This window comes from Bacillus sp. NPDC077027 (assembly GCF_050269555.1).
Lineage (GTDB): Bacteria > Bacillota > Bacilli > Bacillales > Bacillaceae > Bacillus.
In genome coordinates this window covers 879,121-904,738 of the sequence record NZ_JBNNIO010000002.1, presented here as the reverse complement: position 1 = coordinate 904,738, position 25,618 = coordinate 879,121, and the positions used below count along the sequence as shown (strand labels likewise).

At 41.8% G+C, this 25,618-nt stretch carries 23 protein-coding genes, 4 tRNA genes and 1 other annotated feature; of the genes, 19 read left to right on the top strand and 8 right to left on the bottom strand.

What is annotated here, in order from left to right:
- Positions 1–10: 10 nt before the first annotated feature.
- The 5 genes from ACQKEZ_RS10140 to ACQKEZ_RS10120 are packed head-to-tail and all read right to left on the bottom strand — an operon-like array spanning position 11 to position 5,477.
- Positions 11–919, bottom strand: coding sequence for an isochorismatase family protein (locus tag ACQKEZ_RS10140; protein WP_427300386.1), 909 nt, complete (start codon positions 917–919; stop codon positions 11–13).
- A gap of 25 nt (positions 920–944) precedes the next feature.
- On the bottom strand, positions 945–2,564 hold the full coding sequence (locus ACQKEZ_RS10135; RefSeq protein WP_427300385.1) for a (2,3-dihydroxybenzoyl)adenylate synthase: 1,620 nt from the start codon (positions 2,562–2,564) through the stop codon (positions 945–947).
- A gap of 24 nt (positions 2,565–2,588) precedes the next feature.
- Entirely contained in the window at positions 2,589–3,782 is a 1,194-nt protein-coding gene (gene dhbC, locus ACQKEZ_RS10130; RefSeq protein WP_427300383.1) for an isochorismate synthase DhbC, read from the bottom strand.
- Positions 3,783–3,808: 26 nt separating this feature from the next.
- Positions 3,809–4,594, bottom strand: coding sequence for a 2,3-dihydro-2,3-dihydroxybenzoate dehydrogenase (locus ACQKEZ_RS10125; RefSeq protein WP_427300382.1), 786 nt, complete (start codon positions 4,592–4,594; stop codon positions 3,809–3,811).
- A gap of 4 nt (positions 4,595–4,598) precedes the next feature.
- A complete protein-coding gene (locus tag ACQKEZ_RS10120; RefSeq protein WP_427300380.1) occupies positions 4,599–5,477 on the bottom strand; it encodes an alpha/beta hydrolase in 879 nt (292 codons plus the stop codon).
- Positions 5,478–6,031: 554 nt separating this feature from the next.
- Here ACQKEZ_RS10120 and ACQKEZ_RS10115 point away from each other — a divergent pair.
- The 4 genes from ACQKEZ_RS10115 to ACQKEZ_RS10100 all read left to right on the top strand — a co-directional run bounded on the left by ACQKEZ_RS10115 (position 6,032) and on the right by ACQKEZ_RS10100 (position 10,080).
- Positions 6,032–6,253, top strand: a complete 222-nt coding sequence (locus ACQKEZ_RS10115) for a hypothetical protein (protein ID WP_427300379.1) — start codon at positions 6,032–6,034, stop codon at positions 6,251–6,253.
- Between the two features lie 127 nt (positions 6,254–6,380).
- Positions 6,381–7,745 (top strand): replicative DNA helicase, encoded by a 1,365-nt coding sequence (gene dnaB, locus ACQKEZ_RS10110; protein WP_427300377.1) that lies wholly within the window; start codon positions 6,381–6,383, stop codon positions 7,743–7,745.
- A 130-nt stretch (positions 7,746–7,875) separates the two neighbouring features.
- A complete protein-coding gene (locus tag ACQKEZ_RS10105) occupies positions 7,876–8,292 on the top strand; it encodes a VOC family protein (protein ID WP_427300376.1) in 417 nt (138 codons plus the stop codon).
- Between the two features lie 498 nt (positions 8,293–8,790).
- On the top strand, positions 8,791–10,080 hold the full coding sequence (locus ACQKEZ_RS10100) for an adenylosuccinate synthase (RefSeq protein WP_427300374.1): 1,290 nt from the start codon (positions 8,791–8,793) through the stop codon (positions 10,078–10,080).
- A 124-nt stretch (positions 10,081–10,204) separates the two neighbouring features.
- On the opposite strand, the gene ACQKEZ_RS10095 is transcribed toward ACQKEZ_RS10100, so the two are convergent.
- Positions 10,205–10,726 (bottom strand): peroxiredoxin family protein, encoded by a 522-nt coding sequence (locus tag ACQKEZ_RS10095; RefSeq protein ID WP_427300372.1) that lies wholly within the window; start codon positions 10,724–10,726, stop codon positions 10,205–10,207.
- A gap of 414 nt (positions 10,727–11,140) precedes the next feature.
- On the opposite strand from ACQKEZ_RS10095, the gene ACQKEZ_RS10090 reads away from it, so the two are divergent.
- The 11 genes from ACQKEZ_RS10090 to ACQKEZ_RS10040 all read left to right on the top strand — a co-directional run bounded on the left by ACQKEZ_RS10090 (position 11,141) and on the right by ACQKEZ_RS10040 (position 19,305).
- A tRNA-Lys gene (locus tag ACQKEZ_RS10090) sits at positions 11,141–11,216 on the top strand.
- A gap of 10 nt (positions 11,217–11,226) precedes the next feature.
- Positions 11,227–11,298, top strand: a tRNA-Glu gene (locus ACQKEZ_RS10085).
- 79 nt (positions 11,299–11,377) lie between these two features.
- Positions 11,378–11,454, top strand: a tRNA-Asp gene (locus tag ACQKEZ_RS10080).
- Between the two features lie 37 nt (positions 11,455–11,491).
- Positions 11,492–11,564: transfer RNA gene (locus ACQKEZ_RS10075), tRNA-Phe, on the top strand.
- 359 nt (positions 11,565–11,923) lie between these two features.
- A complete protein-coding gene (gene yycF / locus ACQKEZ_RS10070; RefSeq protein ID WP_427300371.1) occupies positions 11,924–12,631 on the top strand; it encodes a response regulator YycF in 708 nt (235 codons plus the stop codon).
- Positions 12,632–12,638: 7 nt separating this feature from the next.
- Entirely contained in the window at positions 12,639–14,477 is a 1,839-nt protein-coding gene (gene walK / locus ACQKEZ_RS10065; RefSeq protein WP_427300369.1) for a cell wall metabolism sensor histidine kinase WalK, read from the top strand.
- Entirely contained in the window at positions 14,467–15,843 is a 1,377-nt protein-coding gene (yycH, locus tag ACQKEZ_RS10060; RefSeq protein WP_427300367.1) for a two-component system activity regulator YycH, read from the top strand. The genes walK and yycH overlap by 11 nt, the downstream gene beginning before the upstream one ends.
- Complete coding sequence (locus ACQKEZ_RS10055) at positions 15,830–16,696, top strand: two-component system regulatory protein YycI (RefSeq protein ID WP_427300365.1); 867 nt, start codon at positions 15,830–15,832, stop codon at positions 16,694–16,696. Before yycH ends, ACQKEZ_RS10055 begins: the two co-directional genes overlap by 14 nt.
- Before the next feature lie 6 nt (positions 16,697–16,702).
- Positions 16,703–17,497 carry an MBL fold metallo-hydrolase gene (locus ACQKEZ_RS10050; RefSeq protein ID WP_427300363.1) on the top strand — a complete coding sequence of 265 codons (795 nt, stop codon included), beginning with the start codon at positions 16,703–16,705 and terminating at the stop codon, positions 17,495–17,497.
- 81 nt (positions 17,498–17,578) lie between these two features.
- Positions 17,579–18,766 carry a S1C family serine protease gene (locus tag ACQKEZ_RS10045; RefSeq protein ID WP_427300361.1) on the top strand — a complete coding sequence of 396 codons (1,188 nt, stop codon included), beginning with the start codon at positions 17,579–17,581 and terminating at the stop codon, positions 18,764–18,766.
- 71 nt (positions 18,767–18,837) lie between these two features.
- Positions 18,838–19,305: a GNAT family N-acetyltransferase gene (locus tag ACQKEZ_RS10040; protein ID WP_427300359.1), complete on the top strand. Its 468-nt coding sequence runs from the start codon at positions 18,838–18,840 to the stop codon at positions 19,303–19,305.
- Positions 19,306–19,402: 97 nt separating this feature from the next.
- Here ACQKEZ_RS10040 and ACQKEZ_RS10035 read toward each other — a convergent pair whose 3' ends face one another.
- On the bottom strand, positions 19,403–20,290 hold the full coding sequence (locus ACQKEZ_RS10035) for an ABC transporter ATP-binding protein (RefSeq protein ID WP_427300357.1): 888 nt from the start codon (positions 20,288–20,290) through the stop codon (positions 19,403–19,405).
- Positions 20,290–20,979 (bottom strand): ABC transporter permease subunit, encoded by a 690-nt coding sequence (locus ACQKEZ_RS10030; protein ID WP_427300356.1) that lies wholly within the window; start codon positions 20,977–20,979, stop codon positions 20,290–20,292. Before ACQKEZ_RS10030 ends, ACQKEZ_RS10035 begins: the two co-directional genes overlap by 1 nt.
- Positions 20,980–21,170: 191 nt before the next feature.
- Positions 21,171–21,441, top strand: a binding site (T-box leader).
- A gap of 109 nt (positions 21,442–21,550) precedes the next feature.
- Between ACQKEZ_RS10030 and ACQKEZ_RS10025 the strand changes: the two genes are divergently transcribed.
- The 4 genes from ACQKEZ_RS10025 to ACQKEZ_RS10010 are packed head-to-tail and all read left to right on the top strand — an operon-like array spanning position 21,551 to position 25,539.
- Positions 21,551–22,411 carry an SAM hydrolase/SAM-dependent halogenase family protein gene (locus ACQKEZ_RS10025; RefSeq protein ID WP_427300354.1) on the top strand — a complete coding sequence of 287 codons (861 nt, stop codon included), beginning with the start codon at positions 21,551–21,553 and terminating at the stop codon, positions 22,409–22,411.
- A gap of 15 nt (positions 22,412–22,426) precedes the next feature.
- Positions 22,427–22,981, top strand: a complete 555-nt coding sequence (locus ACQKEZ_RS10020) for an ECF-type riboflavin transporter substrate-binding protein (RefSeq protein ID WP_427300352.1) — start codon at positions 22,427–22,429, stop codon at positions 22,979–22,981.
- Positions 22,982–23,002: 21 nt separating this feature from the next.
- Positions 23,003–24,718 carry an ABC transporter ATP-binding protein gene (locus ACQKEZ_RS10015; RefSeq protein WP_427300350.1) on the top strand — a complete coding sequence of 572 codons (1,716 nt, stop codon included), beginning with the start codon at positions 23,003–23,005 and terminating at the stop codon, positions 24,716–24,718.
- Complete coding sequence (locus tag ACQKEZ_RS10010) at positions 24,709–25,539, top strand: energy-coupling factor transporter transmembrane component T family protein (protein ID WP_427300349.1); 831 nt, start codon at positions 24,709–24,711, stop codon at positions 25,537–25,539. The genes ACQKEZ_RS10015 and ACQKEZ_RS10010 overlap by 10 nt, the downstream gene beginning before the upstream one ends.
- The last annotated feature ends 79 nt before the right edge of the window (positions 25,540–25,618 follow it).

Sequence of the window (25,618 nt, the reverse complement as noted above, 5' to 3'; positions counted from 1 at the left end):
TATACCTCCTTTACAAATAATCGATATTTGGGATAGATGGTTGTTTTTCTGGGAAAAGAAGAGTGCGCCAATGTGATAGCGTTGGATTTGCCGCAAGCTCAACAAAATTGACCGTCGCTCCTTGCTGTCTCCACTTTTCCGCTAGGCTCATCATTCTAATAGAATCAAGTCCTAGGTAGACGAGATTCTCGTCAAGCGGTATTTGATCCGGCTCGACTTGGAGATACTCAGCTACTTGTTGAAGGATGGTCTCAAAGGATAGGTCATCACTGTCTGTCTCCTGTCCGGTTAGACGACAAATGATCTGGTCAGTTGTTGTGGTTACCGCACAGCGCTCAGCTGCATAGGTCATTGCCATTTTGTGATGCTTAAGTGAAAAGTCAGCAACGGCATCTGCGACAAAAAAGGTTTCAATATCGAGCATGAATGCTTCTGCGGCTGTCAGCATACAGCCAATATGTGCATATACGCCAGTAATGATCAGTTGATCACGCCCATCGTCTTGCAGAATATCTAAAAAATTAGATTTTTTAAAAGCACTATAACGCCATTTTGTCAGCACTGTATCTGCTTCAGACGGAGCGAGCTCATCAATAATTTTTGTCAATGTTTCGTCATCACCAAGTCCAGGTCCCCAGAAATCTGTTAATAAGGCACGATCTTTCGGGTTTTGGTCACCAGGTTGAGCTGTATAGACGACGGGAATTCCAAGTTCATGGCATGTATCCCGTAATTGTTCGATATGTTGAACTAACTCTGTTATTGGGGATGTACCATGTTGAAACGCATTTAAAAAATATTGCTGCATGTCATGTATCAACAGAACAGCACGATTTGGATCAGGTGTCCAGTTCACTTTATTTTTTGGTAAGTCTCTTGCGTTTGGCATTGAATACGCAGGAATAGCAGGGATTGCCATGATCATCACTCCTCTTTTTTTCTTTTTACACGTTGTCCGTTTTGGCTGCAGCTAATTCTCGTAATGCTTTTTTACTGACTTTACCTACACCTGTTTGTGGGAACGCATCAATCCATTCAATGCGGTCAGGAATTTTGTAGGCGGCGAGCCCACGCTCTCTTAGAAAAGATTTTAAGACGATGGGGGCTGGTTTGCTGTTGCCTTTTGCGATAACAAAGGCACATGAGCGTTCACCTAGAAATGGATCTGGCATAGACACCATGGCTGCATCATGAATGTCGACATGTGCAAGTAAATGGTTTTCGACTTCTTCAGCGGCAACCTTCTCACCACCACGATTGATTTGATCCTTGTCTCTACCTTCTACAACAACATTTCCTTCTTCGGTTAGTCGCACGATGTCACCTGTTCTATAAAAGCCATCTGGTGTAAATGCTTTTTTGTTTTGTTCATCTGCTTTATAGTAGCCACGAATCGTATAAGGTCCTCTTGTTAAAAGGTGTCCTGCCACTCCGTTAGGGACTGGCTTGTCCTCATCATCAACCACTAGCACCTCATCATATTCAGACATCGGGCGCCCTTGTGTATGGATAATGACATGTTCAGGATCATCTAGTCTGGTATAGTTGACCAGACCTTCTGCCATGCCAAAAACTTGCTGGAGCTTACATCCAAGAGTAGGCATGACACGTTTTGCTGCCTCTGCACTTAATTTAGCACCACCGACTTGCAAGATTTCAAGACTAGATAAGTCATCTGATCGCTGAGGAGCGGCCTCTAGCCAAATCAATGCGATGGGTGGAACGACAGCGGTAATGGTCGCCCGTTCTTTCTCAATGAGTGGAAAGACTTCATCAGGGCTTGATCCAGGTGTAAGAACCACTCTTCCACCTGCATATAACGTGCCAAGTACTCCAGGCGAGCTTAGTGGATAGTTGTGTGCAACTGGAAGTGTAGCTAGATACACACTATCCTGTGTGAGCTCGCACACTTCATTACTTTTCCAAAGACTATAAATATAGTCATCGTGTGTACGAGGAATGAGTTTTGAAAGACCTGTACTGCCTCCAGATAACTGAAGAAATGCAATATTGCTTGCCTCTACATGAATTTGAGGATCAAGTGCTGGGTCCTTGCGCAGATCATCCAAGGCAAGGAATTCTTCAGCTTCCCCTGCAACAATGATGTGAGGCAATGAGGGAAGCTTGTCTTTCACTTGGCGTGCAAGTGATCGATAATCAAAGCCACCGTTGATATCTGCAATGACATATGCGTCTGCTTCGGCAAACTCAATAAAGTAAGTAATTTCACTACTTCTATGAGACGGTAGCGAGAAGACGGGTAAAGCACCGATTCGAAATAAAGCGAAGATGACTTCAAAAAAAGCAGGAATGTTAGGAAGCTGAACGACAACTCGACTTCCCTTTTTAATACCAAGCTGATGAAAACCGGTGGCAAGACTGCTAACGCGCTCATCAAGTTTTTGGTAGCTCAAGTGCGTATCATTATATGTAATGGCTGTTTTATTCTCTAAAGATGCGGCACGTGCACGAAGCATACCGCTAAAGGTTTCCCCACGCCAACAACCGTTTTCACGGTAGCGTTTAGCAAATTCTTCTGGCCATGTAGGTGGTTGGACAAACATGTTTTGTCATCTCCTGTGTATTTTTTATAGCTGATGGATGCCCATTGCATGAAGCATCGTGTTGAATTTTGCAGATGTTTCGGCTAGCTCTTCTTCTGCCTTTGACCCTTTAACTACTCCGGCACCAGCAAAGAGGCGAAGGGAATGACCTTCTGCTTCAGCACAACGAATGGTGACAATCCAATCTCCATCGCCATTTGTATCTGACCAGCCGAGCATACCTGTGAAAAACCCACGATCAAAGGGTTCAATCGCTTGGATGGCTTCACGCGCATCGGCTGTAGGTGTTCCGCATACTGCTGGTGTTGGATGAAGGCTAAGTGCTAAATCAATTGAAGACACATCTGCATCTATTAATTCGCCTTTTACGACAGTAGATAAATGCCACATCGCTTCTGTTTGTATGACTGATGGTGACGCAGGTACATCTAGTGTATGACAGTAAGGAGCGAGTGCTTTGGCGACAGCATCAACAACAACTGCATGCTCGTGTAAATCCTTCGCTGAAGCAAGTAGTTCATCGTGACGACGCTGATCTTCTACTGGATCTGAACTGCGTGGCCGGGAACCTGCGAGTGGATTTGAAACGACAGTTGAACCAACTTTTGAAAGAAGTAGCTCTGGGCTTGCACCAAGAAGCGTGCGCTCGTGAGAAGATTTCGGGTCAGCTACATTTGCAGCAAACGTATAGCCAGTCGTGTTATGACGGGCAAGCCGTTCGAGTATTGCTTTCGTATTCATTTCTCGATTTGATTTGAGATGGAGAGATCGAGAGAGTACGATTTTGCTAAGATATCCTTCTTCAATTTTGGCTAATCCTGCGTTCACACCATTCATGTAGACATCTGGAGAGGGGACAGGTGTCACCTCGTAAGATGGCTCTGTCGCTTCCCACTCATCATCACGTTGATGAAACTCGAGTGGATCACTGAACTGTACGTGGGCTGGGACACTTAAACGAACCGGTTGTGTAGGATCAAACGGAACAGCACCAGCAACAATCGGATTTTGAATACCAGCTTGTTTGGCAGCATCAAATACGTGCGCTACTCTTTTGGATAGGTCATTTAGCTGATTGGTTTCCTTGCTTTTAGCAATATGCTGGAAGATGCCTTCTGTCAGTATCGTACGTTTAGGGGTAGCAAGGAAAAAAGCGCCTGGCTGATAGTCTTGGATCAACTGTGTTTTTTCTTCTGTCGACAATAATGAATGTTTCATGGAAAGACCTCCTTTTTGATTAAATGCTAGATTCCGAGTGTTGCGCCACCATCGATCGTGAGATTCTGCATCGTAATGTGACTGGCTTGCTCAGATGCAAAGAATAGTACCGCATCTGCGATGTTTTGAGGATCAGCGATTTTTTGTAAAGGAATGCCGGTTTTATACGTTTCTAATGAACCTTTAATGACATGGTCTGCTCCTTGTTCATCAGACCATAGCGCCCATTGCATAGGTGTCGCGGTAGAGCCAGGAGAGACGACATTACATCTAATTCCGTAGGATGCTAGCTCTAATCCAAGTGTTTTTGTAAAGGAAGTAGATGCTGCTTTTGAAGCGGCATAGGCAGCCATGTTCATTCTAGGAATGTCACCGGCATTAGAGCTGACGGTCACAATGACTCCTTCTGTTCTTTTCATCATGTATTTGGAGACAGCTTGAGATACATAAAAGACACCATGTGTGTTGACTGCAAAGGTCTGTTGCCAGTCGTCTGCACGAAGATGTTCAATCGAACCCATTCGAAGAATACCAGCTACATTGACCAGTAAATAAATGGGTCCAAGCTGCTGTTCAATTTGGGTGACAATGTTCTGAACAGAAGTTTGATCGCTAATATCACCTGGATAGGCGAAGACGTGAAACCCTTTTGCACTCATTTGTTGAACGGTGCTTTGTAGTCGCTCTTCATTCGCGTCAACTGCTGCAATTATTGCACCTTCTTCGGCTAGTCTTTGTGCAACTGCTTGTCCGATACCTTGTCCGGCGCCTGTGACAAGCGCAATCTTTTGAGATAGACCGCTAAATTTCATGTGTTCATTTCCTTTCTTTCGTGACTGTTGAAGGATCATCATGATAAAGTGCAAAACGGAAAGCATAATTCATCAGCACTGGTAAAACAGATGTATGTCCCTCTTCAGGGAACTCATGATAGTTTGTATGCAAACCATATGAGGATAAAGGCAACATACGGTTTGTCAATGACTGTGCATGAACATTCATTTGACATGGATGGTGTTTTTCTAATTCACCGACACCAACAAGCAAGCGTAAATCCTTAGGCTCCTGACGTAGACAGTTGATGAATTGCTGTTCTTTTTCTAAAAACAATTCTTTGTTCCAGTGGATAGAAGGGCTGCCAGCGATATATGTCTGATAAGCATCAGGGTGCTCAAATAGTGTGTGTAATGCAAAAAGACCACCAAGAGAATGTCCAAACAGTGTTTGACGACTCCGATTAATTGGGAATCGCTGTTCGATATAAGGCTTGATGGTCTTTTCCACAAATGAAAAAAAAGCAGATGCGCCACCGTATGTATTGGCAGAGAAACCCTTTATTTTGGCTCCAATTGATGCGTCAGGACCTGTAAGGGTGAAATCATATTGCCTGAGTGAATGGTAGGGTGCTTCTGTCTGATAGCCGATTCCAACAATGATGGCGGGAACGACACCTGATTTTTCAGGTCTCATTGACTGGAGACGAAGCGCTTCAACCATTGTGCCAAACAGCGAATTTCCATCAAGCACGTACATGACTGGAAAACCAGATGCAGGAGGAGTGGTATTCGGTTTAAATATAAAAAGTCTGTATGGGTGAGCTGTGATTTCCATTTGTTCCGTCCCAGGTATAAAAAAAGGACGACTTTCTTCAAAAAGGGAATCCTCAGTACCCATTTCTTCAGGGTGTTTGGACATATGTGAAAAATCTCCCTCCTCAAATTGACCCCGTTATGAGTGATAAAAGTAGTGTTTGCTTGCGGATATTGAATGAGTGAAAGGGGTTGAAGAACGCTCCCTTAAATGAAAATGATTCTCAGTAGAGTGCAAGCAAGTCAAATGATAATGGTTATCAATTATGAAGTCAAATGTTCATTAAGTTGCATAATTGATGATGTAATGTAAATATTCAGTAAATAAAGGACTTTCTCACTAACTAATTAATGGAAATAAGGAATTCTAGACCATATCAATCAATAGGAGGAAAAACGTCAAATTATCTTGTCCTTCTTGGAAGATTCACAGTTTTTATGATTTGCTGTTGAATGAATTATAGGTTTTTCTTCTTAAAGTAGTTTTGAAGGAAAATAAACTTATGGACCTATATGTTTTTTGAGGAAACAGGAAGGGGAGTTTGCGGAAAGTCGGTGACAATATCTCACAACTTATATAGGAGATATGTGTGCATTCATATATAATAGGCTTCACTTCACTTTTCTCAAGAATACAAGATCGAAGGGAAGATAGGCAGGATGAATACACCGTTAGGAAAGCTGAAACTCAAACTGCATGAAAATCAGCTGAAACTCAAACATACGTTTACCATGGAGGAATACCATGAAATGAAACAAGCATTGCAGGACATGCGAATGAAATTTGCTGCATATGAAGAATGGGATTTGTATCAGCGTACAACAGATTTAATGACCGTTCTCCTCTTTCACTATGCACTCAAGCAAAACCCTCTCTCTTAACACATCCACCATTTCTCAAAACATCGACATGGTAATTTTGACTATAGTCGATGTTTTTCACTTTTTCAGCTGCGAAAATGTTAAAATGTTGAGTAGCGTATTTTTTTATGAAAGGACGGTGCTTGGCATGACGGAACTTCTCGATGACCGGCTGCCGCCGCAAAATATAGAAGCCGAGCAGGCCGTATTAGGTGCTGTTTTTTTAGAACCATCTGCGCTAACGCTCGCTTCTGAAGTATTACTACCAGACGATTTTTATAGAATGTCGCATCAAAAGATTTTCAATGCGATGCTTGTGCTAGGGGATCGTGGTGAACCTGTTGATCTGGTTACCATTACATCTGAATTAGCAAATACAGATTTACTAGAAGAGGTAGGAGGCATATCGTATTTAACAGATATCGCCAACTCTGTACCAACTGCCGCGAACATTGAATATTATGCAAAAATTGTAGAAGAAAAGTCGATTTTACGCCGTTTGATTCGCACTGCGACGTCGATTGCACAGGATGGATATACTCGTGAAGATGAAGTCGAGGATCTTTTAAGCGATGCTGAAAAAACCATTATGGAAGTGGCACAGCGTAAAAATTCAGGTGCATTCCAAAACATCAAGGATGTCCTTGTTCAAACATATGATAACATTGAGCAACTTCATAATCGAAAAGGAGATATCACTGGTATTCCGACGGGTTTCTCTGAGCTTGATAGAATGACGGCAGGATTTCAGCGCAATGACTTAATTATTGTGGCAGCACGTCCATCGGTAGGGAAAACTGCGTTTGCCTTAAACATCGCTCAAAACGTGGCAACAAAAACAGACGAAAGTGTTGCGATCTTTAGTCTAGAGATGGGTGCTGAACAGCTTGTCATGCGTATGCTTTGTGCCGAGGGAAATATTGACGCACAGAACTTGAGAACAGGTAATTTAACAGAGGAAGACTGGGGCAAGCTCACTATGGCAATGGGGTCGTTATCAAACAGTGGTATTTTCATTGATGATACGCCTGGAATCAGAGTGAGTGAGATTCGGTCAAAATGTCGCAGACTAAAGCAAGAAAATGGTCTTGGGATGATCTTGATTGATTATTTGCAGCTTATTCAAGGAAATGGACGTTCTAGTGACAACCGTCAGCAGGAAGTTTCTGAAATCTCAAGGACGCTTAAATCACTTGCGAGAGAATTAGAGGTGCCTGTCATTGCACTATCACAGCTTTCACGTGGTGTAGAGCAGCGTCAAGATAAACGCCCAATGATGTCTGATATTCGTGAATCAGGAAGTATCGAGCAGGATGCCGATATCGTCGCATTCCTTTATCGTGACGACTACTACGACAAAGAATCAGAGAACAAAAACATCATTGAAATTATTATTGCCAAACAGCGTAATGGTCCAGTTGGAACAGTTTCTCTTGCATTTGTAAAAGAATACAATAAATTCGTCAACCTTGAACGGAGGTTTGGCGACGCCGGTGTTCCGCCCGGTGCTTAAAGCCCAGCTCAAGGATGCTGGGCTTTTTTGTGTTGATATACATCGAAAGAATGATCAAAAAACAATCGAAATGAGGAAGAGGGATAAAAAAAGAAATCGTATACTAAGGGAAGAAAAGGAGTGATGGAATATGGAATTTCAACAGTTCCAAGCTGCCCAATTACGAATCGCACGTCCAACGGTCAAAATGAATGAGGCCGTTTCATTTTATGAAGAAGGCTTAGGGCTGAAGAGAATAGGCTCATTTGATCAGCATGAAGGGTATGATGGAGTCATGTTCGGGCTTCCTCATCAGCATGTTCATTTAGAAATCACAAAACATGAAGAAGAAGACACCATTCCTGTCCCGCATCCAGAACAGCTACTTGTTTTCTATATTCCTGACAAGCAGGAATTCGAGATGATGAAACACAGGCTCATATCTTTCGGTGGGCAGCAGGTTCCTTCAGTTAATCCATACTGGAATCGAGGCGGAGTGACATTTGAAGATCCGGATGGGTATCGCATTGTGTTGATGAATACAGAAGGAATTACAACAAACATATAAAAAACTCCCAAGAAGGGAGTTTTTTGTTACGATCGGGGCATTACACGAAATTTAACCCATACATGTTGCTGTTTATTAGAGGTATATAAGAGATAAGCTCATGTGCATGCTTTGACTTGCTTCCATCTCGATTGGCAGAAGCAAGAAAGGCAATCACAGCGACTAAAGATCATACCTTGTAATGAGCGAGATGTTTGATGTAATGCAAGTAGTCATTTTTACACCTGCGAGAGCAGAGGAATTGAATGTGTCACATGCTTTTTTTCTCCTGAAATTTATGTGAACGTTCGACTACTGAAAATTAGTGAAATATGCTTGAAATCATCTCTATTGGGAGTGAAAGTGAAGAATAAAGCGCTTTTCCTGATAGTTAAACGAACAAAATTCGATTTCGATATATTAATGTTCGGATTTTACATTGACTTTCTCTAAATGCGTTGATAAAATAAATGTGTTTGAAAGAGATAACGTTTTGAAAGGTTAACGGAGGTGCACGATATGTCTTCAGTAGTCGTAGTAGGTACGCAGTGGGGTGACGAAGGGAAAGGGAAAATTACCGATTTCCTTTCAGAGAATGCAGAGGTGATTGCCCGTTATCAAGGCGGAAACAATGCAGGTCACACAATTAAATTTGATGGAGTCACATATAAACTCCACCTCATTCCGTCCGGTATTTTTTATAAAGAAAAAACATGTGTTATCGGAAATGGAATGGTGGTTGATCCAAAGGCGTTGGTGACTGAGCTTGCGTATCTTCACGAACGGAATGTGAGTACAGAGAACCTCAGAATCAGCAATAGAGCCCATGTGATTTTACCTTATCACTTAAAATTAGATGAGGTGGAAGAAGAACGGAAAGGGGCTAATAAGATCGGAACGACGAAAAAAGGAATCGGTCCTGCTTATATGGATAAAGCAGCACGTATCGGGATTCGCGTCGCAGATCTATTAGATCGTGAAGCCTTTGAAGAAAAGCTTGCACGTAATTTAGAAGAGAAAAACCGTCTTTTTGAGAAAATGTATGATACAGAAGGATTCAAAATTGAAGAGATCCTAGATGAATATTATGAATATGGTCAACAAGTGAAACAATACGTAGTCGATACATCTGTTGTCTTGAACGATGCACTTGATGAAGGGCGTCGCGTCTTATTTGAAGGAGCACAAGGGGTTATGCTTGATATCGACCAAGGTACGTATCCATTTGTGACATCATCTAACCCAGTTGCAGGCGGTGTGACAATTGGATCTGGTGTAGGTCCTACAAAAATTCAGCATGTGGTTGGCGTTTCAAAAGCGTATACAACTCGTGTTGGAGATGGCCCATTCCCGACTGAACTGCATGATGAAATCGGTAATCAAATTCGTGAGGTTGGTCGTGAATATGGAACAACAACAGGTCGTCCGCGTCGTGTTGGTTGGTTTGATAGTGTCGTTGTGCGTCATGCTCGTCGTGTAAGCGGAATTACAGACCTGTCCCTTAATTCGATTGATGTTTTGACTGGAATTGAGAAACTTAAAATCTGTGTTGCTTATAAATTTAACGGAGAAATCACAGAAGAATTCCCAGCAAGCCTAAAGGATTTAGCAAAATGCGAGCCTGTTTATGAAGAAATGCCAGGCTGGACAGAAGATATTACCGGTGTGAAAAATCTAAGTGAATTGCCTGTGAATGCACGCCATTATTTAGAGCGCATCTCTCAATTAACAGAAATTCCGCTTTCTATCTTCTCAGTCGGACCAGATCGTTCTCAAACGAATGTTGTCCGTAGTGTGTATCGCCCATAATCAATATTCGATTAAAACCGATAAAATCGTTGGATTTTATCGGTTTTTCATTTTCTGGAATTCGTATGTTTCCCGGGCAATAATGAAGGTGTCGATAAAAAAAGCCCTTCAACAGGAGAGCTTCTCATTTGTTTCGGTATTGACCTTTTAGGTTTTTGCGAATGTATTGAATGATTTTACGTAATTCATTGGCATGCGGTCTGCCGAATGGGCTTGTTTGTCTTTGTTGGTAGAGAAGTTTTCCTTTTTCATTCAATAGAAAATAGGCGGGTTCTCCGTGGACACCGTGATCTTCATAAGGGGAATTCTCGCCATGATAAAACACTTCATATGCTTTCAAAGAGGTGAGTTCTTCGTCAGCCATGATTGGGAATGATAAACCTTCTTTTTTAGCAAATTCTTTTAGGTTGTCTAGTTGGTCTGTTGAGATCGCCATCAGGTGGATGTTTTTATCCTGGAAATACGTTTGCTGTTTTTCAAGCTCCTTCAATTCTTCCACACATACTGGACACCAAGCGCCTCTAAAGAAAATAATGAGATGCCAACTATCATGTGACTGCTGGTGTTTAAAAAACTCAATTCGTTCTCCATTAACCGCAGGCAGGGAGAAGTCTGGCATTTTGTCTCCTAATTGATATGAACTCATCGAACTTCCTCCTTCTTTGAGTAAGACTGCTGAACTTATAACCGATTTTGCCCAAATTTAAACGTTTCCATGCTCTCAGGGAAAGAGAAAAGGATTCAACCGATGTGAGAAATTACCTTCTCGGTGACTCAAAAAGTATAGATAATTGCCTGTCCTTGTGGCAGTTGGAAAGGAGTGAATGGATAGAGGGAAGTAGGAGAAACCGCCTGCTAGAAAAGCTGTTTTTAAAGCGGAAATTTATTTTTTTGAAAAATGTCGAAAAAACGTATTGCCATATCTATTTGTTCTATGATATTATAAATCTCGTTGTTGCAAAGGTCTCTGAAACTTGTTAGACTGCTATTTTCCAGCTTGCTTGAAAGCTTTTGGTTTTGGCGTAATACAGTTTTTTCAGATTCACTTTTCACATGCCAGGAGCCATTAGCTCAGTTGGTAGAGCATCTGACTTTTAATCAGAGGGTCGAAGGTTCGAGTCCTTCATGGCTCACCATGTTTTTGTTGGCCCGTTGGTCAAGCGGTTAAGACACCGCCCTTTCACGGCGGTAACACGGGTTCGAATCCCGTACGGGTCATTGATTTACTTTAGCGTAATGCTAATTTCCTCACTTGCTTAAAAGAGCACCACGATTGCTTTTTTGAGCAAGTTACTGAGGTCCGGTAGTTCAGTTGGTTAGAATGCCTGCCTGTCACGCAGGAGGTCGCGGGTTCGAGTCCCGTCCGGACCGCCATGATACATATATTGGCTTTCCTCATCAATATGATGATGGCTCGGTAGCTCAGTTGGTAGAGCAACGGACTGAAAATCCGTGTGTCGGCGGTTCGATTCCGTCCCGAGCCACTTCCAAACGCATCTGCAATCGCAGGTGCGTTTTTATTATGAAAATAAGGCATAAAAAGGGAGAAGCCGGACCTAGGTAGGGCCCGGCTCCATAAGAAGAAGACGTTACATGTATATAGACGAATGGTAATTGGAAAAGTTTCAAAAATAAGCGTAAAAAGAGAAAAGTTCTCTTTTTTTAAAGATGGAGTTGTCTCAATATCCAACGTTTGCTATAAAAGAAAACCTTTAATATTTTTATCTTTTTCCTTTAAAACGTTATAATAGACAATGAGCCTTTTTTTCTCATATGAAAAAGGGTTATAACTGGACATGCAAAAAAGAATGACATAGATGCTAAAAAGCAGGAGGAAATCACAATGGAAAAAAAGATACTTGTCGTAGATGATGAAAAGCCGATTGCTGACATATTGGAATTTAATTTAAGAAAAGAAGGCTACGAAGTTCATTGCGCATATGATGGCAACGAGGCGCTTGAGATGGTCGAAGAAATCAAGCCTGATATTATCTTGCTCGACATCATGCTCCCTAACAAAGACGGTGTGGAGGTTTGTCGCGAAGTAAGAAAGAAATACGACATGCCGATTATCATGCTGACGGCGAAGGACTCGGAGATTGATAAGGTTATTGGTCTTGAGTTAGGTGCTGATGATTATGTCACAAAGCCATTTAGTACACGTGAATTGCTTGCTCGTGTGAAAGCGAACTTACGAAGACAAGCAGCCTCGCCACAAGCAGAGGAAGAGTCAGAATCAAATGACATCGAGGTTGGTTCACTTGTCATTTATCCAGATGCGTATGTCGTGTCAAAAAGGGAAGAAACGATTGAACTCACACATCGTGAATTCGAACTGCTTCATTATTTAGCAAAACATATTGGACAGGTCATGACACGTGAGCACTTGCTTCAAACTGTATGGGGTTATGATTACTTCGGGGATGTGCGTACTGTGGATGTAACCGTTCGTCGTCTTCGTGAAAAAATTGAAGACAACCCTAGCCATCCAAGCTGGATCGTGACAAGAAGAGGCGTAGGCTACTATTTAAGAAACCCAGAACAGGACTAAGATCCATATGAATAAAGTAGGTTTTTTTCGCTCGATTCATTTCAAACTGACGTTAATATATGTGCTGCTGATTATCGTTGCGATGCAAATCATCGGTGTATACTTTGTGAAGCAGCTTGAGCAGTCCTTAATTAATTCCTATGACAACTCCTTGAATCAGCGAATCTACTCTTTATCGTATTACCTTGAACAAGATTCGTCTAAAACCAAGGAAGAATTAAAAGATGACGCTCAAAAGATTTTAAATGATTTTAATAATAAAGATGAGTCCAATGAAATCTCCGAAGTCAGTTATATTGACGAAAGCAGAGAAGTCATCGCCTCTGTGAATAATGAAAATGAGGAAATTGCCGGCAAGAAGATCACAGATCAAATCATCAGTCGTATCTTTGCTGTCGGTAAGGATTATGAGAAAAAGTTCTATGATCCATCGACCAATAAACGAGTTCGTATTTCTGCCACTGCTGTAAAAAATGAAAACCAAGAAACAGTCGGTGTCATTTACGTCGTCTCTTCGATGGAAAGCGTGTTTAATCAAATGCGAACCATTAATACAATCCTTGCAACAGGAACTTTGATTGCTTTAGTGATTACAGCATTTCTTGGTATTTTCCTATTTAGAACGATTACACACCCGATATCGGATATGAGAAAACAGGCAATTGAGCTGGCGAAAGGGAATTTCTCTCGAAAGGTTCGGAAGTATGGACATGATGAAATCGGTCAGCTTGCGACGACGTTCAATCATTTGACGAGAGAGCTTGAAGAAGCACAGATGATGACAGAGGGTGAACGAAGAAAGCTCTCTTCTGTTATTGCTTATATGACAGATGGTGTCATTGCGACGAACCAAAATGGAGCCATTATTCTATTAAATAGTCCCGCCCTGGAGCTGTTAAATGTTTCACGTGAAACAGCATTAGAAATGCCGATTACTTCATTATTAGGTATTGAAGAGACCCATACTTTTGATGATTTAGTAGAAAATCAAGATTCCATGTTGCTCGAAATTGAACGAGATGATCAATTATCCGTATTACGTGTGAACTTCTCTGTCATTCAGAAGGAGCATAGCAAGATCGACGGGTTAATTGCTGTCATCTATGATGTAACAGAACAAGAGAAGATAGATGCAGAGCGCCGTGAATTCGTGGCGAACGTATCCCATGAATTGAGGACGCCTTTAACGACTATGCGAAGTTATCTTGAGGCGCTTGCAGAAGGAGCGATTGGCGATAAAGAGCTTGCTCCTAGGTTCCTTAGCGTCACACAGAATGAGACAGAGCGAATGATACGTCTCGTAAACGCCTTGCTACAGTTATCTAAGTTTGATAGTAAGGATTATCAATTCAACCGAGAGTGGACGAATTTTATTCGCTTCATCTCGTTAATTATTGATCGGTTTGAAATGACGAAAGAACAGCATGTTGATTTTATTCGTCATTTACCTGATCGTAATGTGTTTGTTGAGATTGATCAGGATAAAATTACGCAAGTGCTCGACAATATCATTTCGAACGCATTGAAGTATTCGCCAGAGGGCGGTCATATTATGTTTACTATTGATATTGATGAAGAAAAAGGTCTCGTTCTATTCAGTGTCAAAGATGAAGGGATCGGTATTCCGAAGAAGGATATGGATAAAATCTTTGAACGATTCTATCGAGTGGATAAAGCGAGAACGAGAAAGCTTGGAGGAACCGGCCTAGGGCTTGCCATTGCAAAGGAAATGGTTCAAGCACATGGCGGCGATATTTGGGCTGATAGCATTGAAGGAAAAGGAACAACAGTGACCTTTACCCTTCCTTACAATGAAGAACAAGAGGATGATTGGGATGAAGCGTGAAACCTTTAAAACCATAATACTGACAATCCTGATTGCCATCAGTCTCGTGTTTACGTGGAATATCTGGATGTTCCAGCCGGTGATGCAGGACCAGGCAGATTCTAGTACAACTGTTGTTGAGAAGAAAAAGATTTCAAGTGATGAACCTCGAAGCCTCATAGATGTTGTTAAGCCGCGGGAGATGTTTGTTCATACAGGTGGCGAGCATTATAAGGTGGACAACAAGGAGCTCTTTAATAACCTTTGGAATGATGTCAGTCTTTGGGATGTAAAAAATATTGAGGATGTATCTGATCAATTTTCAGAGCAGAAGTTCAAGAACTTTTTTTATGGACAAGAAAATGAGGGAAAAACCCTTGATCTTGTGTTTAATGATCCAGTTCCAATTGATATCTTTCAATCGCTGTTTAAATGGCCTAATCAATCGATTGAATACAACTCATTCGATCGCATGATTGTCCCATTCTCACAGCAGAATAAGGCGAATAAGAAGGTATATTTGGTGTCATATAGCAAGGAGAGTGTGATTGAGCTTACGATTGAATCGGCGAACTATCGCAATTTAATGTCCAGCATCACAGAGGATCAAAGCTCAATGCCACGTTATGACTTGTATACATTCTCTTCTAACTCGAAACGAGATTTTCTCTTACCAAGAAAACAGGTCTCATTGGAATCGAAGATGTTCTTTATCGAAACGATTAAAACGAGCAAATTTAAAGATGCCTTGTTCACCGAACCGAGTCTTGTTGGAGAGGAATCGAATTTAAACAGAACCGTCTATACAGATGGAACAAGTCGTCTTGAGGCGAATCAAAATGAGCGTCGTATTCAATATCAGCATCGAAATATCAACTCAAGTACGGTGTTCCAAACAGGGGATCTGATTAAGAGAAGTGTGAGATATTTCAATGACACAGGCAGCTTTACAGATGACTATCAATATTTTGGCATTAACAGTAATCAGCAATTGTCATTTAACATGTGCATGGATGGGCTACCGATCGTCAATAGTACAAAAAATCCATTCGGTATGACCTCACTTGAGGTGCAATGGGCGAATGACGACATTTTAAATTATAAGCGCCCGAACTACATTCTTGGCAACAAAGCTAGCCAAAGCGAGCAAGTCAAGCTGATGAACGGAACGGAGCTTGAGGAACTACTCAAAGAACAGACGAAATATGATTTAGAGAAAATTGAACAGATTTTCCCCGCATATCAAGCGGTATCAAAAGCGTCAGATCATGACCAAGCACCGTTTGTATGGCTTCAGCCCGTTTGGTGTATGAAATACAATGGCAAGATTGTCAACCTGACGAAGGACTTACTTGTAGAGGGGAGCGAGAAAAATGGAGTGGAATAAGACGAAAACGATCTTCATCCTAGCCTTTCTCGTTCTCGATATTTTTCTCGGCTTTCAATATTTTGAAAAGCGTTCAACCGATCACTTTGCGATTATTGAAAAAACCGATACACTAGAGGAAATGAAAGCAGATGGAATCAAGTATGGCAATCTGTCTAATGAAGCAAAGGTTGGCTATCGCATCACAGCAGAGAAAAAGCAGTATACGAAAAGAGACATTGATTCACTAACGGGGCAAAAATCAAAGGTCACTTTCCCGAGGAGTGCAAAGGATGACCCTGTGACAGAGCTGAATATGACATTCGTTGAACCAGTCTCACTGCCGAAAAAGGATATAAAAACGGCTGCGACCAACCTTGTCAATCAGCGTTTGCTAGAAGGAAAGAATTATAAGGTATGGAGCTTCGATGATGAAACCGGTGAAGTTGTCTTTTTCCAAACATATAAAGGGAAATACATATTTCAAGAAGGACTGAATGATCAGACCGAAACGATTGGGAAAATCACACTGAAGCTTAATGACAAAAATGAAGTGATTTCCTATCAACAGTCGATGCTGACATCCATCAATGAAGTGAGAAAAGAGACCCTCGTTCCAGCGCTTGAGACAATCAAAGACCTATATACGCAGAACATGCTGAACCAAAATACCACCATTCAAAAGGTGGAGCTTGGCTATTATACGCAATACCCAGGGGCAAGCACTCAGGTGATGGTTCCTGTATGGCGAGTAGAGCTTGAAAGCACAGTAACTGGAACAAAGAAAAAGACAGAAGAAGTATATTTGATCAATGCCATTGATGGCTCCACACTTGATCATTTTGAGAAAGAAGACAAATCTTCAATGGAGTGAGAGAACATGAGCTTGCAGTTCAGTGTACTAGCGAGCGGGAGTACGGGGAACGCTTTTTATTTAGAAACAGATGAGCATGCCTTTCTAGTCGATGCGGGTCTAAGTGGGAAACAGATGGTTGAGCTTCTCGGACAAATCGACCGTAAGCCCGAGGATTTGGATGGGATCTTTGTGACACATGAACATTCAGATCATATTAAAGGGCTCGGCGTGATGGCAAGAAAGTACAAGCTGCCAGTCTATGCGAATGCGAAAACTTGGCAGGCAATGGAGTCTCACATTGGCAAATTGGATACGGAGCAGAAGTTCCATTTTGATATGGAGTCGGTTCAATCGTTTGGTTCGCTAGATGTTGAATCGTTCGGTGTGTCACATGATGCGGCAGAGCCCATGTTTTACGTCTTTCACTATGAGGGGCGTAAACTTGCACTCATGACGGATACAGGCTATGTCAGCGATCGAATGAAAGGCATTATTAAGTCCGCCAATACGTTTGTATTCGAAAGCAATCATGATGTTGGCATGCTACAAATGTGTAGATACCCATGGAGCATTAAACGAAGAATTTTAAGTGATGTGGGTCATGTCTCGAATGAAGATGCGGCACTCGCGATGACAGATGTGATCGGAGATGAGACATCACGCATTTACTTGGCTCATTTGAGTCAGGACAACAACATGAAAGATTTGGCACGTATGTCTGTACAACAAACGCTTGAGACGAAAGGGTTTGTTGTAGGTGAAGGGTTCGACTTATATGACACGGACCCTAAAAAAGCGACACCGCTTTGTGCTGTATGATTTTTATCATTTGATGATTAAGATAATGGCTTCTTACCAACACTATATACATCATTTATTCACTGAAAGGAAGGAATGATAGTGGATTATCGCGATGTAGAGTGGAAGCCGAGACGAAGCAGAAAAGGATATTTCTTATCTGGCTTACTCGGCGTATTGGTAGGGGCTTTTTTAATGGGATTCTTTTTCCCATATGTATCAGGGCAAGGTGGATCACCCTTCAGATGGCAGGGCACAGAGGAACAACAAACGGCAGATGGTGCGCTGAAAACAATCAATGTGAATGTGAATGATGCTGTCACAAAGGTTGTCTCCAGCATGTCAGATACTGTAGTAGGTGTGATTAACATTCAGAAATCCAGCTTTTGGGATGAAGGCGGAGAGGCTGGAAGTGGTTCAGGTGTGATTTATAAGAAAAAAGGAGACACCTTTTACATTGTGACCAACCACCACGTCATCAAAGGGGCCAATCAGCTAGAAATTAGCCTTCATGATGGGACAAGAATAGGTGCAGATCTTGTTGGAAGTGATCAGCTTATGGATTTAGCGGTATTGACTGTGAAAAGCAATAAAATCAAAAAGACAGCAGCCTTTGGCAACTCGGATCATGTGAAGCCAGGTGAGCCTGTCATTGCCATTGGTAACCCGCTTGGCCTAGAATTTGCGGGTTCGGTTACGCAGGGTGTCATTTCAGGAACAGAACGGGCAATACCCGTTGATTCCAATGGAGACGGACAGACTGATTGGAATGCAGAGGTGCTACAAACAGACGCTGCTATCAATCCAGGAAACAGCGGCGGCGCCCTGATTAACATGGATGGCAAAGTCATTGGCATCAATTCGATGAAAATTGCGGAGTCAGAGGTAGAAGGTATTGGCCTTTCTATCCCAGCCAATCTTGTTATTCCTGTAATAGAGGACTTGGAGCGATACGGAGAAGTAAAGCGACCGTATTTAGGTGTTGGTATGAAATCACTTGCTGACATTGCGAGCTACCATTGGCAGGAAACTTTAAAGCTACCATCTAGTGTCACATCAGGTGTTGTCGTAATGAGTGTTGAACCACTTTCTCCGGCTGGAAAAGCTGGTTTGAAGGAACTAGATGTGGTGACGTCCTTTGACGGCAAACAAGTACAAAATATCGTCGATCTGCGCAAGTACTTGTACCAAAAGAAGATTGGCGAGCGGGTCAAGGTGCAATTTTACCGAAGCGGGAAAAAAAAATCAGTCAACATCAAATTATCTCAAACCGATCAGTTTGGCGGATAACCAGTCGTTTCATTGACTGGTTTTTTCTTTGTGGATATACTATGATGATCGAAAAAAGGGGGAGATTTCACTTGGTTGAACTGAAGGATATGTCACAATCTGATTACGATAAATATACTGAACATGCCATCAATGATTATGCAAAGGGCAAGGTGACAGCAGGCACATGGACAGAGGAGGAAGCACCAGAGCAAGCAGCAAAACAGTTTCAGAAATTACTTCCTGAAGGCAGACAATCAGTCAATCACGAGCTCTGGAATTTGATATTGGACGGTGATGAGAACATAGGCTGGCTATGGTTATATCACGATCCTCACCATCCTCAAAAAGAAGGCTTTATCTATGGTTTTATTCTATTTGAAGCCTATCGAGGAAAAGGCTATGCGAAACAAGCTCTTCATGCACTAGATGAGAAAGCAAAAACAATGGGACTTGAAAAGCTCTCACTCCATGTATTTGGGCATAATCATATAGCTCGTTCCCTCTATGAAAAAACAGGCTATGAAGAAACAAGCATTATGATGAGTAAAATCCTTTAAATAGCATGTCAAATACAAGTCCCAGGGATGGGACTTGTCAGTGTGTAGAAAAACCTTCGCATTCGTTGTTCCTAGACATCCAGGGTTTTCAGTCACGCTAAAAAGAAGACAAAGTGGATGTGTCTTGTGCTGACACGCGGTATAGATCGACTTTGCATTTAACGAAGGCACGAATAATCGCAGGAATCTGTGCCTCTGAATGAATGAGTAGTGATGTTTCTTCATCATTTGTTACAAGATCTGTTCCAACACTTTGTAAATACTGTGTGAGAACAGGTCTGATCTCATCATCTATCCAAGAATGCTTGAAAGTCGCCCGAATCAGTAAGGAAGAGAATGTTTTTCCTAGAGGCGTGGGGCTATTATTCACGAGTTTCCCATCGTGGATAAGGGCAGTGTTCGTACAAACACTTTGTGCAAATCGTGGACTGTCGGCTGTTAAAAAGACGGTTTTTCCTTCATGTTTAAATGTATGTATGAGATGCTGAATCAACACAATCGAATCCGAATCAATATCGGCAAACGGCTCATCCAAGAAAATCAGTTCTGGCTGATGAGCGACGGCTTGGGCAATCCCAAGTCTTTTCTTCATTCCTGGCGAAAACGTGCTGACCTTCTCTTGTTGATGTGCCAACAAGCCTACAAGATCGAGCAGTCCCTCATAGTAGCTAGTTTTTTGCCTTATTCCTGTCACTCTTGATAAATAAGCGATGTGCTCAAGTGCAGTTAAAGAATCATATAAATCTGTATATTCTGGGAGAACTCCGATTTGATGTCTTACCTTTTTCAATGGGGCGCCATTGAATAGCGTGAACTTACCAGAGGTTGGACGACACAACCCCGTAATTAGGTTAAAAAATGTCGTTTTTCCAGCACCTTTTTCTCCAATGAAGCCAAAAATATCTCTTTTATGTACATGAAGGTCAATATGATCTATAGAGACTTTAGACCTATATATTTTTGTTAGACCCTTTACTTGAATCACTACACATCCCTCCTTTGAAATAGTAAGGATGTTCCAACCAGCAAGACGATGGTCATCACAAGATTAATGAGCACATAGACAAGAGGTTCACTCAATCTTGCATAATAGTAGGGCGTCATATATTGAAACCAGTGGATAAACCATTCAGTTGAGAGAACAGACAATACACTGAATATCGGAAAAATAAATGAAAATAGCATACCAAAAAACATGGATAGCTGTGGTTTCGGAAAAAGAATTGAAAAGAGTAAGGCAAAGGAGATGCCAACGCTGATAAAGGTCAAGCTTTTCAATGCATCTGAGAACAAAAATCGGTGTGAAATGAACATGTTGAGGACGTATGTAATCATGATACAACTCAACCAAAACAGCATCAATCCAAGGTATTTTCCAATGACGATATTCAGACGAGTCGTTTTACTGACAAGAAAGCGAATCGTTTTTAAGTGGATTTCTCGACTAAAAATATCGTGGGATAATAAAAAGATCAGAAAAAAACCAAATAAGGAAATCACGAGTTCATTCCCTAAAGAATACGGATCTTTTGCTAAATCCCAATCAGTTCGGCTAGTTGTCACAAAGGGAAGACTTGACATTAAAGTAGATAAAATGAAAATAATAACAATTGTTAAGATAGATTTTGTGCTTTTAAAAAGCTGTTTAAATTCGTTAAAACAGATGGTCCACACAATCTTTACCTCCCTTCATCTTTATTATAACGTTAGAAAAGAAAGACACCATATCATCCTCTTTAACATTTGCTTAAATTTTTTTAAAAAAGACCCTTCCAGCAAATATTATTTCTATTTTTAAAATTATCAGAAATATATCTTGATTTATATAAATGGATCATGTATGATATCCTTAATTCAAAATAGTTGAATAGGCAATGACGAGAGAAAGTACAATCATCAATTTTTCCACAGAGAGCTTCGGCAGCTGAAAAGAAGCAAAAATAATGATTCGAAAAATGGTCTCTGAGCCTCGTGCTGAACATATCCATTTTATTAGTAGGTCACGACGAGAGTTGGTACTCGTTATCAAAACCACAGTATATGAGCCAGATTGGAGCTTTGTACTTGTAGAGGCTGTTTAGCGCGAGCAAACAGTAAATAAAGGTGGTACCACGAGACAAATACCTCGTCCTTATGATTCATAGATAAGGATGGGGTATTTTTTATTTTCCACTTTTTTCATAAACTTGTTCAAATGTTCCACGTGAAACACCACAACCATTTTCTATATGAAAGGGAGATTGACATGAGTGAACATGCATTAGTACTACAATCAGATTTTGGTATTGACGATGGAGCTGTCAGTGCTATGTATGGTGTTGCCAATACAGTGAGCAGCAACATCCGCATTTTCGATTTAACGCATCACATTCCGCAATATGACATTTGGGAGGCATCATACCGCCTGCTACAAACCGTCACATACTGGCCAGAGAAAACGGTATTTGTTTCTGTTGTAGACCCTGGTGTTGGATCAGAACGAAAAAGCCTTGTTGTGAAAACAGCAAGCTCACACTACATTATTACACCTGACAACGGTACACTCACGCACGTTGCGCAAGATATCGGTATCGTTGAGGCACGTTATTTAGATGAAACAATCAACAGATTACCGAAATCAGGGAAATCACATACGTTCCACGGAAGAGATATTTATGCCTATACAGGTGCAAGAATTGCTTCTGGAATCATTTCCTTTGAAGAGGTCGGTCCAAAAGCGGATATTGACTCGATTATTCACCTACCAGTTGTACAGGCATATGCAGAAGCAGAGGTCATTACAGGGACGGTGGACATTCTGGATGTCAGATTCGGAAACCTTTGGACAAACATTCACCATACGCTATTTGAACAGCTTTCAATTAATTATGGTGATTCTATAGAAGTTACCATTGCCAACGGGCCGAAAAATGTGTATAAAAATATCATGACCTATGGACGATCTTTTGCCGATTTAAAGGTAGGCGAACCACTCGTATATGTCAATTCACTCGATCATTTAGGCGTGGCGATCAATCAAGGGTCATTTGCAAAGGCTTATAACATCGGTACAGGCACAGGCTGGCGCCTTTCGATTCGCAAAGCTCCGCGCATTATATACGAATAAGAAGGAGGAAACATCATGGCAGGTAAACAACTTTCAACGAAAACAGTCGTTGCCATTGGGATTGGCGCAGCCGTATTTGTGATTTTAGGTCGCTTTGTCTCTATTCCAACAGGCATTCCAAACACACAAATCGAGACCTCCTACGCATTTCTTGCATTAATGGCTGTGTTATTCGGTCCAATCGCAGGCGCACTCATTGGTTTTATTGGTCACCTTATTAAGGACGCAACAACGTTCGGCCCGTGGTGGAGCTGGATTATTGTTTCTGGCTTTGTCGGGTTGCTGATTGGTTTTATCTCAAAGCGTTTAAATGTAGAAGAGGGAGACTTCGGCTGGAAAAAAATCACGCTCTTCAATGTCGTGCAGGCAGGCGCACAGGCACTTGGGTGGTTTGTCATTGCACCAATCCTCGACATTGTGATTTACGCTGAGCCAGCAAACAAAGTATTTGTACAAGGGATTGTCGCAGGTGTATCAAACATCATTACTGTCGGTGTGCTTGGGACGATCATCATTGCTGCTTATGCGAAAACAAGAAGCAAAAGCGGCAGTTTGTCTAAGGAATCATAATGGAGCAAGGTGGAAAGCTTAATGAAGAAACCGATGATTCAATTCGAACAATTCGGATTTAAATATCGCAGTCAGTCAGAACCGACATTGAAAGATATCAACTTGACTATCTACGAAGGTGAAAAAGTCTTAATAGCAGGCCCGTCTGGATCGGGAAAAAGCACACTAGCGCATTGTATCAATGGGCTAGTTCCTGCGTCTTATAAAGGATCAATGGAAGGGAACCTGCTCATTGGTGGGAAGGATGCGCAAAAAGAGAATATTTTCTCCCTATCACAGCTCGTCGGAACGGTTCTACAAGATCCTGATGGACAATTTATCGGGTTGACCGTTGGGGAAGATATTGCGTTTACGCTTGAGAATGATCAGGTGAAGCAAGAAGAAATGAAATGGCGTGTAGAAGAAGCCGCACGTCTTACAGAAGTAGATGGCAAATTAGCCGCGTCAGTCCATGAACTATCTGGTGGACAAAAACAACGTGTTGCACTGGCAGGAGTACTTGTGAATGATGTCGATATTTTGCTGTTTGATGAGCCATTGGCAAACCTTGATCCTGCAACTGGTAAGGATGTCATGAACCTCATTGATCGACTTCAGAAAGAAACGAAGAAAACGGTTGTCATTGTCGAGCATCGTCTAGAGGACGTCCTGCATCGCCATGTCGACCGCATCATTGTTGTGAATGACGGCACAATTGCTGCTGATCTCTCACCAAATGAACTGCTTTCCTCTAATGTGCTGGAGAAAGCGCATTTAAGAGAACCATTATATGTGAAGGCACTGAAATACGCAGGTGTACACGTAACGCCTGAATTAGAGCCGGCAGACCTTCACAATCTCACATTAAATGAAGAGGCGAAACACAAGCTGAAGCAGTGGATGGAGGCAGACACGCAGTATTCGTCGTACGAGGAAGCGCAGGATCTGCTAGAAGTACGGAATCTGAGCTTCGGCTACCCAACAAGACCGAACACACTGAAAAACATCTCGTTTACAGTGAAAAAAGGAGAAATGGTCAGCATCGCTGGTGCGAATGGTGCAGGCAAAACAACATTATCCAAGCTACTCTGCGCGTTTGAAAAACCAAACGAAGGGAACATCCTGATTCATGGAGAGGATATCACTGGAGATACGATTAAACAGCGTTCTGACCGAATCGGGATCGTTATGCAAAACCCAAATCAAATGATCTCAAAACAAATGATCTTTGATGAGGTAGCGCTTGGTCTTGTATTACGAGGAGTATCTGAGGATGAAATCAAGGAACGCGTCGAGCGTGTACTCAAAGTGTGTGGGCTCTATCCGTTCCGTAAATGGCCAGTTTCAGCACTAAGCTTTGGACAGAAAAAACGCGTCACCATTGCATCTATTCTTGTGCTTGAACCAGAGATTATCATACTGGACGAGCCAACCGCAGGACAGGATTTCCGTCATTATACAGAAATGATGACGTTCTTAGAGCAATTAAACAAACAAGGCGTGACCATCCTGATGATTACGCACGATATGCATCTCATGCTCGAATACACCACAAGAACCATTGTCATCTCAGAAGGAAAAAAAATCGCTGATGACGTGCCTGTAAATGTGCTGACGAATCGAGCGCTTGTGCAAGAGGCAAGCCTCAAAGAAACCTCATTATATGAATTAGCCATCAAGGCAGAATGGCCGAATCCTAATGAGCTAGTTGGTAGGTTTATTGAGATTGACAGAAAGGAACGAATGACATGGCTGTAGACATGCTGTCCTATATTGACCGTCCGTCACCATTTCACAGGTTAACAGGCGCGACAAAACTCATCTGCTTTATCCTATGGTCATCCGCAGCGATGCTCACTTACGATACAGGCATTCTCATCTTTATGCTCATTGCCAGCGTTGCATTCTTTCGGCTATCAAATGTCCAGTTTCGTGATATATCATTTGTGGTCATCGTTCTGGCGATCTTTCTTGTCATAAACAACATCGCCATTTATGTCTTTGCCCCGCAACAAGGTGTTAGCATTTATGGCGCAAAGCACGAACTGTTTCATATCGCAGGCTGGTACAATGTCACACTCGAACAGCTTTTTTACCAATTCAATATCACGCTGAAGTATGTGACAGTCATGCCAGCGGCACTATTGTTTATCGTGACAACCAATCCAAGCGAATTTGCATCATCGCTTAGCCGCATCGGTGTCAGCTATCGCATATCATATGCCGTTGCCATCGCTCTGCGCTACATCCCAGACATTCAAAGGGATTTCCGCACGATTGCCATCTCACAGCAAGCAAGAGGCATTGATCTATCGAAAAACGAAAAACTAGGAAAACGCGTGAAAAATGCATTATCGATCGTCATGCCGCTTATTTTCTCAAGTCTTGAACGAATCGAAACCATCAGTAATGCCATGGAGCTCAGAGGATTCGGGAAGCATAAAAAGCGAACCTGGTATACAGCGAAATCATTTCAAAAAGCAGATTATGGCGCTCTCGTATTTGTTGGCGTGGTACTCATTGTGTCGCTCGTGATTACATTTGTGAGAGGAACGAGATTTTATAATCCGTTTTTGTAAGAGAAGAGGAAGGAAGCCTTCACAGGAAGTGGAGGCTTTTTATTGTGGATAAAGACGTACAGGACTATTAACATGTGTA